Here is a 351-nt window from a genome sequence, read left to right on the forward strand (position 1 = left end):
GTTGTTGTCGATGGGCACCACGGGATTTCTCAAGAAGACGGTCAGCCCGTCCCACAGCTTCAGCATGTACTCCAGGGCCTTGCGGAACGCGCTGCCCGGGGCGGCTCGCTGGGCCAGTGCCCACTGCCGGATGCGCTCGACGACTGGCGCGGAGCGCTGCTGGCGTACGGCGAGCCGCTGCGCGAGCGCAGCCTGGCGCTCCTCTGCCGTCAGGGCGTACCAGCCGGGCAGGTCCGCCTCGATGGCATACACCTCCGCCATGAGCCGCAGCACTTCTTCGCACGCTGGCGCGAATTGCTTCGCCTCGAAGAATTTGCGGCGCACGTGCGCCCAGCAGAAGGCCAGCGTCGC

1 protein-coding gene is annotated in these 351 nt (G+C 68.4%); it reads right to left on the reverse strand.

The window, feature by feature from the left end; all coding sequences use genetic code 11:
- Positions 1–345 (reverse strand): transposase (locus tag U8525_RS34530; protein ID WP_374270981.1); only part of this gene is annotated, 345 nt, incomplete at its 3' end.
- Positions 346–351 lie beyond the last annotated feature (6 nt).

The organism is Corallococcus sp. RDP092CA, from assembly GCF_041903675.1.
GTDB lineage: Bacteria > Myxococcota > Myxococcia > Myxococcales > Myxococcaceae > Corallococcus.